The sequence below is a fragment of the Microcoleus sp. genome, from assembly GCF_049646505.1.
Lineage (GTDB): Bacteria > Cyanobacteriota > Cyanobacteriia > Cyanobacteriales > Microcoleaceae > Microcoleus.
On record NZ_JBARVX010000205.1, the window covers coordinates 1 to 10,042 of the forward strand.

General features: G+C 45.5%; 10 protein-coding genes. 3 read left to right on the plus strand and 7 right to left on the minus strand.

Going from position 1 to position 10,042, the window contains the following annotated elements:
* From WBA89_RS11170 to WBA89_RS11195, 6 genes are all read right to left on the minus strand, one after another.
* Positions 1 to 818 (minus strand): DUF3153 domain-containing protein (locus WBA89_RS11170; RefSeq protein ID WP_424406350.1); only part of this gene is annotated, 818 nt, incomplete at its 3' end.
* A gap of 518 nt (positions 819 to 1,336) precedes the next feature.
* Positions 1,337 to 2,641 (minus strand): TldD/PmbA family protein, encoded by a 1,305-nt coding sequence (locus tag WBA89_RS11175; protein ID WP_424406351.1) that lies wholly within the window; start codon positions 2,639 to 2,641, stop codon positions 1,337 to 1,339.
* A 268-nt stretch (positions 2,642 to 2,909) separates the two neighbouring features.
* Entirely contained in the window at positions 2,910 to 4,265 is a 1,356-nt protein-coding gene (locus tag WBA89_RS11180; RefSeq protein ID WP_424406352.1) for a tetratricopeptide repeat protein, read from the minus strand.
* The gene (locus WBA89_RS11185) at positions 4,222 to 5,577 is read right to left on the minus strand and encodes a P-loop NTPase fold protein (protein ID WP_424406353.1); all 1,356 of its coding nucleotides are present in this window, start codon (positions 5,575 to 5,577) and stop codon (positions 4,222 to 4,224) included. The genes WBA89_RS11180 and WBA89_RS11185 overlap by 44 nt, the downstream gene beginning before the upstream one ends.
* Before the next feature lie 180 nt (positions 5,578 to 5,757).
* Positions 5,758 to 6,279, minus strand: coding sequence for a hypothetical protein (locus WBA89_RS11190; RefSeq protein ID WP_424406355.1), 522 nt, complete (start codon positions 6,277 to 6,279; stop codon positions 5,758 to 5,760).
* 47 nt (positions 6,280 to 6,326) lie between these two features.
* Complete coding sequence (locus WBA89_RS11195) at positions 6,327 to 6,686, minus strand: single-stranded DNA-binding protein (protein WP_424406357.1); 360 nt, start codon at positions 6,684 to 6,686, stop codon at positions 6,327 to 6,329.
* A gap of 330 nt (positions 6,687 to 7,016) precedes the next feature.
* Between WBA89_RS11195 and WBA89_RS11200 the strand changes: the two genes are divergently transcribed.
* From WBA89_RS11200 to mreD, 3 genes are all read left to right on the plus strand, one after another.
* Positions 7,017 to 8,024: a rod shape-determining protein gene (locus WBA89_RS11200; protein WP_424406365.1), complete on the plus strand. Its 1,008-nt coding sequence runs from the start codon at positions 7,017 to 7,019 to the stop codon at positions 8,022 to 8,024.
* Positions 8,025 to 8,111: 87 nt separating this feature from the next.
* Entirely contained in the window at positions 8,112 to 8,915 is an 804-nt protein-coding gene (gene mreC, locus WBA89_RS11205; protein ID WP_424406359.1) for a rod shape-determining protein MreC, read from the plus strand.
* On the plus strand, positions 8,915 to 9,481 hold the full coding sequence (mreD, locus tag WBA89_RS11210; RefSeq protein WP_424406361.1) for a rod shape-determining protein MreD: 567 nt from the start codon (positions 8,915 to 8,917) through the stop codon (positions 9,479 to 9,481). The genes mreC and mreD overlap by 1 nt, the downstream gene beginning before the upstream one ends.
* 161 nt (positions 9,482 to 9,642) lie before the next feature.
* On the opposite strand, the gene WBA89_RS11215 is transcribed toward mreD, so the two are convergent.
* On the minus strand, positions 9,643 to 10,042 hold a 400-nt coding region (locus tag WBA89_RS11215), incomplete at its 5' end, for an HAD family hydrolase (protein WP_424406363.1).

Here is a 10,042-nt window from a genome sequence, read left to right on the forward strand (position 1 = left end):
CCGAGCTTTTGCGGTTTCTTGCCGATTCCGAGTCCTGGCAATATTTGATATTTCAAAGCAACGCCCGCCGCCACAAATAAGGCAATAATTAACGCCCCAATTCCTACGGGACTAGGAATCCAGAATGTCGCCTCCAAATAGTTAATTTCCCCTGGTTTCAGCTTCCAAACTAACTGCTTTCCTTCGCGGTAAATTTCGGGTACGATCGCACCGGGGACAGTTTCCATACTTTCTGCGCCCCAAGGCGTGTTCAAGCTAAACTCTAGCTCCAAAAGTCCCCCCGGACTCAGCAGCAAACTGCCGTTTGAGGAAAGCAGAGAAAGAGAGCGCAAATCCAATTCCAAACTCAACCGATTTCGCAGCACCAATAACAAATTATTCTGCTTGACATCCATGTGAGATTCAAACTTCGGCAAATCGGTTTCTAACTTACTTGCGACGGGAGGATTTTTGGTGGTTTGTGCGATCGGATTGTAGAATTTGTTGAACTTGTTTTGTAACTCGGCTCCATTATTAAAAGGAATAGTTACCATAACTTCTGTCTCGGAAATCCGTTTAGTTTTTCCGTTCAGCAACCTCACCCGATCTTCTACGCTGTTCAACCAATCTCGAACAGTTTCGCTGCTGAAGCTGGTCAACTTTTCCCCCAGTTTAATGTGCTGCACTATTTCGCCGCGAGTTTGACTTTGAAAGTTGACTCCGACATCGTACTGAACGCATCCAGTCACTAAAGTTAAAAGGCAAAGAACAAAAGGTAAAAGAAAGAAAAAGTGCTTTTTCTTCTTCCCAGTTCCATCCTTGACATTTTGCTCTTTCATTGTACCTTTTCCCTATTTTTTCCTATTTGCATGAATTAGCAAAGCCTGGTTTGTAGTGAGGAATTCAGTTTTTTTTAACTCAACTAGGGTAATATAGCAATCCTCGCATCATTTTCAATAGCTGGTTGAGAGGCTAAGAGCCTAGGAATCGATGTCACTATTGAAGAGTCTCGCCTGCGAAAATGGAGGCAGAGCCTCCGGATCTGCGTTACCAGGCAGAGCCTGGTAACGAGTAGAACGAGTAAATCACTTAGGATTGCTATAGGACTAAAGTTCTCACTACAAACTGATTTGAGAGCTGTTGATTTGTGACATAAACAGTTTTTTTTGTAGGATGGTCGGAGTCACTTAAAACTAACCGCACTCAACTTAGGATCGAAAACTTAATAATTTAAGCACCTCCTACAGTTTTCTTTCCTGTAAGTTGCGAGATAGTTAAGGAGGCAGAGCCTCCGGATCTGCATTACCAGGCACAGCCTGGTAACGAGCAATCGCTTAAGTTATTAAATTTTCATTCCTTATTGCCTCGCAGCGACGCCCAACTGTTGAAACAGCATACTTGGCAAATATGCCGCACCGCCTACCCATTCGGCTTCGCTGCTCAAATCTGCCAAATTTTTAAAGGCTTCAAAAATGCTGCCTGCGACCATTGTATTCTTGACGCGACCGACTATTTTGCCTTTTTCTACTTTATAGCCTAAGTCCAAATTGACTGAAAATTCCCCTGCTAACTGATTGGATTGACCGGCACCTAAAACTTGCTCTACTATTAGACCTTCGTCCATGCTACCAATCAAGTCTTGGGTGCTGGTGTTTCCTGGGGAAATGCAGAAGTTAGTCAAATCTGGGCCCGGGCGCGACAATCCACCGCGAAAACCGTTGCCGGTAGATTGTACGCCGGCGCGGGCGGCCCACCTGCGATCCCAGTAAAATCCGGTGACGGTGCCTTTGTCAATCAAGGTTTTGCGGGTGGTGGGCGTACCTTCGTCGTCAAAGGGACAGGCGGAAGGGCCTAAAGTTGGGTCTTCAAAAAAGGTGAAGCGTTCGTCAAATAAGGTTTCGCCGATTTTGTCGGCTAGGGGAGAGGCTTTTTGAACGACTGCTTGACCTGAAAGGATGGTATCAAACAAACTTCCTAATGTGCTGGCGGCGGCTCTGGGGGTGAACAATACTGGGTAGGAACCGCTGGCGATGGTGGCTGGATGTTCGGCGAGGCGGTATTTTTCGAGGAGTGATTGCAGGATGCTGTTGGTGTCGATCGCCCGATCGCGCGCAACATCGTAACTGTATGCTTGCATAAAGTCTTCTCCTTTGACCAAATTTCCGGCGATCGTCCCGCTGACTATTTGGCTGCATCTTTCGGCATATACGTCTCGCGTCGTGGCAATTTTGACGCGACCGCTGCGGACGTGGAAGCCTACATCAACCATAATATCGGGATTGTAGGCGTGAACTTGCTCGATGAGGTTTTTGCCGTTTTCAACTAATTCGGCGGTTGTGGGCGGAGTGTAGGTGGTTTCCGGGCCTTTTAGGTGGAAGTTGGAGGCGAGTTCAAATTCTGCGGGGTCGCCGATTTCGGATGTTTGAATTGCTGCATCTACTAAATCGTCTATCCGCGTTAAATCTGTGGAACTAGCAAAGCCGATTTTGCCGTTGTGAATCAGCCGGAGTGCTACGCCTCGCAGGGCTTTGGTTTGGAGGGATTTGAGGCGATTGTTCTCAAATTCGATCGGCGTGTCTTGACTCGACAGGTAGTATACTTCAGCGGCATCGGCTCGCTGACTTGCCAATTTCAATATCTGTTCTACGGTGGAATCGCTCACAATAATCGCCTTTGAGGTTGGTCTTTGTTTTATTTTAGCGATTTTGGGTGTGGCCAGAAACCGGCTTTTTTCCAAAATGTGGACGAATTGCATCGGAATGATTTAACCGCAGAGAGCGCAGAGGACACAGAGTCCGAGAATTGAGAGATGAATACAGGACGATGCTACGGGATTTGATATCGTATCATTTCTGTTTGATTCGGACTTGTATGATGTTCAATTTTTTAGGGGCGGGTTCGCCAACAATAATTGCCCACAATCGACAATTTCATAAACCCGCCTCCGCCTGAACCATAGCAATAATGCGTTTCACTGTCTCCGCGTCGGGCGATCGCAAATGCTGTAAAATTTCCAAAGATTGCTGCAAATAATTCAAGGCGCTGTCAAAATCTCCCTTCTCATCTGCTAACAACTGTCCAAGCATTGCGAAACTAGCAGCTTTCCCTTGAAGATTGCCAATTTTTTCATAAATTTCGAGTGATTGTTGATAAAATGCGATCGCCTTTTCTACATCCCCTCGATTCGCATAGATTCCTGCTAGTTGGTGCAAAGTAGCAGCTTTCCCTTGAACATTGCCAATTTTTTCCTTAAGTTCGAGTGATTGTTGATAAAATGCGATCGCCTTTTCTACATCCCCTCGATTCGCATAGATTCCTGCTAGATTGTGCAAAGTAGCAGTTGTCATCTTAATATCGCCGATGCGTTCAAAGATTTCCATAGCTTGCTGTTCTAGAGTAATCGCCTTTCCAATTTCCCCTAGATTGCGTTCAACAATTGCTAATTCATGCAAAGAATTTGCCTTGAGTTCGGCTAAATTTTCATCATCTTTTGCCAAATCTAATGCTTGTTTCAGATAGTATTTTGCTGTTTTATATTCACTCCGACTGCGATGGGCAATCGCCAAATCATTCAAAACCCTAATACGAGTTTTCAAATCCTCGTGAGTTTCATCGCGCCCATTCGAGGGAGTGTATTCCATCAACAACCGTGTTAATAAATCAATCCGTTCCTGCTTTTCTGGAACCTCGCAATTGCTAATTCCTTTGCTAGCATCCAGAGTTTGAGAAATCGCATCATCTCTAGTATTTGCAGGAGTTTTGAACACAAAAGTCCCCGAATTCCAGGCCCAGAAATCCGGCGCAAAATTAGCAACTCGCGTAATCGCATAATCCGGCAAACAAAACAGCATTAGATGCGGCACTTTAACCGGATAAGCATCTCGTACCCAATTAAAATCTACCAACATCGGCGGATATTCCCCCGTCATCCCGATCGCATTTTCCACCCCCCGCACCATGAAAATCAACTTTTTATCCGGTTGAACTTTGACTGTTGGCAAAACCTTCAGAATTTCATCCATCAAAAAGCGCATCTCAGGATCGGGAAAATCCCAAATCTCAAACTGCATATCTTGACAATCGGGATGGTTAATCAATGCCTGAATAATCGCATCTCTATCCTTCGCAAAATTACTTTGGATAAATCCCAAATCAAAGGCATTGTCGGGAACAATATCAACAAATGTCAGCAATTGGTCAAAAGATTCTTGATTGAATTCAACAATCCTTTGTCTATCTATTTCAGGGATTTCCTTGAATTGATCTAAGGGCTTGTTGGAAAGCATAACTTTGTTTTACGAGTGGGTTGACATAATTCCACCGACTACTCCCGTTGTATTCCAAGACGGAAAGATTGAATAATAAATTTTGTCCAATTTCTTCTTTAGCGATATCTTTGTCGATGCAAACTCGCGCTAATATAGTATAATATTCTGGTGTAGGAGTAGACCTTTCAAAATCAAATTGCTGTTGATTTAAAGCGTAAGTGACATCTTCAGCCAAAACTTTACTGTGTTTGCGAGTAATGGCTGTGCGACAAGTCGATCGAGTTATCTGCATCAATTGTCGGACGTGACCGCCACTAGCTTTTGCCAAATCTAGCAACCGTTGTCGATCGTCAAATACAGCACTAATATCAACCCGCTGTTCGATCAAACTGGCAACTCCTTCTAATCTTTGCTGATTGTAATTTAAATCGCACTCACTACGATTAAATTCATAAATATTCACCATTGGCACGATATTGGGATTGCTAAACAAGTTGCTAACATTTTTATATGAATAAATCACCGAAATCGGCACTGTATAGATGATTGTACAGTCTAGTTCTTGGAGTTGAGGAGCGTAATCAAAAAACAAATGATTACCAACATTTGGAGGAATCCGGTCTAAGTTATCAACAATCAGCAAAAATCCTTTTTGGTAACGGTTGGGATATTTGTGTCTCAGCTTCTTAAAAGCATCTTTCAATAACAGATTAATATCTGCTTGCAAGCGGGATAGATTACGCTGAAGAGTTTCGCGAATCACTTGTTTTTGTTGACTAGAACCTTTAATTTGACCGATTAATTTTGCCGTCAACTTAGAAATAAACGGAATTTCCACCCCAGCACTTGCTTCGGTTTCGATGCTAGCGGAAAGTTGAACACTTTCTTCTGTTTCTTTAGTGACTTCTTTAAACCACAATTCAAAACTATGTAATAGTTTTCGATCGAAGTTCAATCCTAATTCAGTTAAATCATCAGCTACTTTGTTGATAACTAACAAATATAAATCGGTATATTCAGCATCAAGAACATCTAGTTCCTGATCGAATTCTATATAAATCACCCGATATTCATTTTCCCATCGCGACTGAATCCGTTTTAATTCTGTACTTTTGCCACATCCCCGATGTCCCGTAAACAAAATTGTGTTAAATTCTCCCGGTTCTTGAAGATCCAAATCCGTGCTAACATCGTCGATCGCTACTGTGTTGCGTACTGCGGACAAATCAACATAATATCGTGCAATATCCTCGCCCGCTAGAGGCTTGACATCGCAAGCGCGGTAAGCTTCTTTGAGTGTTTTGGCGCGGTTGGTGGGGAGTGAAGTCATCGGATTGTAGATTGTAGATTGTAGATGGAACCCACAGCTTATGGCGATCGCGGGCGATCGGAATGTGGAGCTTCTTGGCTCCTATGTTAACTCACATCTCGCACTATACTCAAGAACTCGCGATCGCTACCAACCGACCACAGAAACCGGTTTTTTTCGCGAATCCACTTCCAAAAATGATTAATAATTAATAAATAATCCGCCTAAAATTAGCCCGATCGCAATTAACGCCACCCAGATAAACCTATTATCTTTCGTATTAACCTGGCTCAAGTCTACAGGTTCCGGTGCAACTAATTTGGGTTTGGCGTACTTGATATCAGCGTTGGGATTGGCTTGAAAACTGATTGATTGATTTTCATCCAAAGCTGCTAAATCGGGGATTTTTACCATCCATTCGGGAGGGATGGTGAGTTTGGGGGCTTCGAGTATAAACAGCAAGCGCTTGGCTTGCTGGCGGGTTTCTTGGCGGGGATGGCGGGTGAGTTTGCGGCAAAGCTCGATCGCCCTTTCTGTATCGCCAGAGGCTTCGTAGGCTGTCACCAGCCACATCTGCACCTCGCCGCCCAACCGGGAATTGCGATCGACCAAACCGCTGGCTGTTTCTAAACTCTGCACAGATTGAGCGTAGCGGCCGCTCTCGAAAGCTACTCGGCCAGCTTGATACTCTGTTTGAACAATTTCTAACTTTTCTGAACTCACCAGCCGCTACCCAATTCACAAATATTAGTTGCCAAATTCCCCAAACGCTAGAATTCGCTGTTTTGTTGCGACATACCCGATTCATTGTCGCGCTTGGAACCCAGCAAGTCTAAATGGTCTACCTTAATTACTGGCTTCGAGCGATTTGCCCCGCTATTGCGATCTTGCCAGCGATCGAACCTCAAAGAGCCTGTTACTCCAATTAGAGAGCCTTTGCGAACGTAGTCAGCAGCAATCTGGGCTGTTTTGCCCCAAATTTCCAGATTGAACCAGTCTGGCTGATCGCTGTTCTTAGTTCTACGGTTCACTGCCAGCGTCAACTTGCACAGAACTGTACCCGACTCAAAATACTTCACGTCCGGGTCGCCGCCGACGCGGCCTACTAAAGTCACAACATTAAGACTCATAAACTTTTTCGGGAATGTGCTCGATTGGTGATGTAGTTAAACTCTCCCCGACCCGCGATCGTCTGCCAGCTTAACTTGGAACAGCGCGAATCAGGGCTTCATCCTGATTTTACACCCACTTACCGGAACATATTGATTGTGGATGATTGGCGAGTCTTCACTCAACTCGCGATCGACAATGTACGTTTCTGACTAGACTCAGAATGAAAAACGTAATAGAATCCACCTCGGTTACACTTTTGTAACAACATTATTGCACACATTAGTATTTTAGTTTGGGGGGGGTACAAATCAGTGGGTCTTCTCAATCGATTTTCCTTATCTAGAGATATGGGTATCGACCTCGGTACTGCTAACACGCTCGTTTATGTATCCGGCAAAGGTATTGTTTTGCAAGAACCGTCTGTAGTGGCGATCGACCAAGACTTAAAAATACCGCTGGCTGTTGGAGAAGAAGCCAAAAAAATGCTCGGGCGCACGCCAGGGAATGTCATAGCACTGCGCCCGCTTCGCGACGGGGTAATCGCAGACTTCGATACTGCCGAACTCATGCTCAAGACTTTTATCCGCAGGGTTCACGAAGGGCGAACCATCGTTTCGCCGCGGATAATTATTGGCATCCCCAGCGGTGTCACCGGTGTGGAGAGGCGTGCTGTCATTGAGGCGGCTACTCAGGCCGGTGCTAGAGAAGTACGGTTAATTGATGAACCCATCGCTGCGGCGATCGGGGCCGGACTGCCTGTTGCTGAGGCGACTGGCAATATGATTATAGATATCGGCGGGGGTACGACGGAAGTTGCCGTTTTGAGCTTGCAAGGTACGGTAATCAGCGAGTCTGTGCGGGTAGCTGGCGACGAACTCAATGAGTCGATCGTCCAATACATGAAAAAAGTTCACAACTTAGTCATCGGCGAACGCACTGCTGAAGAAATTAAAATTCAAGTGGGCTCTGCATATCCGACGACTGAGGATGACGACGTAATGATGGAAGTGCGGGGCTTGCACTTGCTATCCGGTCTGCCGCGAACTGTGACGATCAAAGGCCCAGAAATTCGCGAAAGTATGTCGGAACCGCTTTCAGTAATTGTGGAAGCTGTCAAGCGTACTTTAGAACGCACTCCCCCGGAATTAGCAGCAGATATTATTGACAGGGGAATTATGCTGGCCGGCGGCGGGGCGCTGATGAAAGGTTTAGATACTCTGATCAGTCACGAAACAGGAATTGTCACTCATGTGGCAGCCGATCCTTTGTGCTGCGTGGTTTTGGGCACGGGTAGGGTCTTGGAAAACAAACAGTTGGAACGGGTTTTCAGCGGGCAGTCGTCGCGCAATATGTAGTTAACAAATTTGGGATTTTGGATTTAGAAATAGGGCTGCCATCTCAAATCTAAAATCCTGACATAACAATTTTACATTACTGAGATTATGCTAAAAAACACAATCCGCAGGTGGTGGGATCTGCGTCTACCAATAGCTCTTTTAGGTTTAGCTGTAACTGCGGCTTGGGGAGTTAGACAAACACAAGGTGCTGCACTGTTTGAAGTTTACAATTGGGTGACTCGTCCTTTTCAAGCCAACGGTTCGGGACAAGAGCAACTCATCTCGGCGCGCACTCAAGAATTGCAAGCGCGACTATTAGAATCGGAAGCTCAAAATCAAAAACTAAAAGAGCTTTTAGGTTATGTTTCTGCTAAGAAACCTAAAGGGATTGTCGCTCCTATTGTCGGCAGGAGCGCTGACCACTGGTGGCAGCAAATAACTTTGGGGCGCGGCAGCAATGATGGCATCAAAACAGATTTCACTGTGATGGGCCCCGGCGGTTTGGTAGGTCGGGTTGTCAGCGTTACTCCCAATACTAGCTTGGTGCTTTTAGTCAGCGATCCTACGAGTCAATTGGGTGTGGGAATTACTCGCAGTCGCAACATGGGTTTTATGCGCGGTAAAGGCGGAAATCAGGCTGTGATGGAGTTTTTTGATAATGTTCCCAATGTCAAGCCTGGGGATGTGGTTTCAACTTCTTCTTTCAGTCAGTTGTTCCCTGCTGGTTTGCCGGTGGGAAAAATCGTTTCCGTGGATATGAATAAAACTCCGGCCCCTGAAGCTGTTGTTGAGTTTTCTGCACCGATGAATTCTCTGGAGTGGGCGGTGGTTTACCCTCACTCTAAGGAAGTTGAACAACAGGCTTCGCAGGGTGAATCTTCAGCGCCGGATGGGGGAGCAAAGCAGTAATGAAGGCTTTATCTAGAATGTTTTGGCGATCGCGCCCATTGCTCAATTTCGGCGTTACATTTGTTTCTGTGCTGCTGTGCTTACTAATATTGCCCACTCGGATGCCGGGAATGGAATTGCTGGGAATTAGCCCTAACTGGCTGTTAATTTGGTTGGTAGCTTGGAGCATTAAGCGGAAACGTACAGTTTGGGGAGCTGCTAGTATGGGCTTGGTTTTGGGGTTTCTTCAAGATGCGATGACTGCTCCCGATCCTACCCACGCTGTGAGTCTAGTTGTTGTAGGAGTCTTAACGGTTGTTTTGCTCAAAACCTGGTCGATTCCGGCGGATATTGTTGAGAGAGATCCGATTCCGATCGCATTAATTGTGTTTGGGATGGCGGTGGTGGCGGAAACGGTGATGGGGCTGCAATTCTTTGCTATGGGCGATCGGGATTTACTAGAAATTTGGAGCTATCACCAGCGAGTGGCTTTGTGTTCTGCTATTCTCAGCAGTCTTTGGGCTCCGGTAATTTATTTTCCCCTCAATCACTTGTGGGAAATGACCAGGAATTTAGAAAAAGCTTAGTTAGTCATTGGTCATTGGTCATTGGTCATTGGTCATTGGTCATTGGTCATTAGTCATTAGTCATTAGTCATTAGTCATTGGTCATTGGTTAACAGTCAACAGTTAACGGTTAACAGTTAACAGTTAACAGTTAACGGTTAACAGTTAACAGTTAACTGTTGTCAGTCCACTATTACTTGCTGTCCCAAACCTAATAAGTGATGAACGGCAATAATCAAGTCGCTGAGAATGAAATTAGGCTGGTGCTTTTGCAGTTGATAGCGGCTGCGAATGCCGCAGGTAACGGCAATTGTAGGTATTCCCAATGCTTGTCCCGCGAGGATATCTGCTTCAGTATCTCCGATCATCCAAGCTGAACCAATTGATGACTCAAATTCTTCGGCAACTTCAGCCAACAATTCGGTTTTTAAGGCTGTATAGTTGTAATAGGCCGCATCCGGCATCTGAGTGCCGCGAATGCTGGTAAACAGTCTGGCTAAACCGTAATTTTGCAACAGTTGAACGGCTTGATGTCTCGGCCGCAGGGTGACTAAAATCAGCCGCACGCCGCGGGAGTGCAAA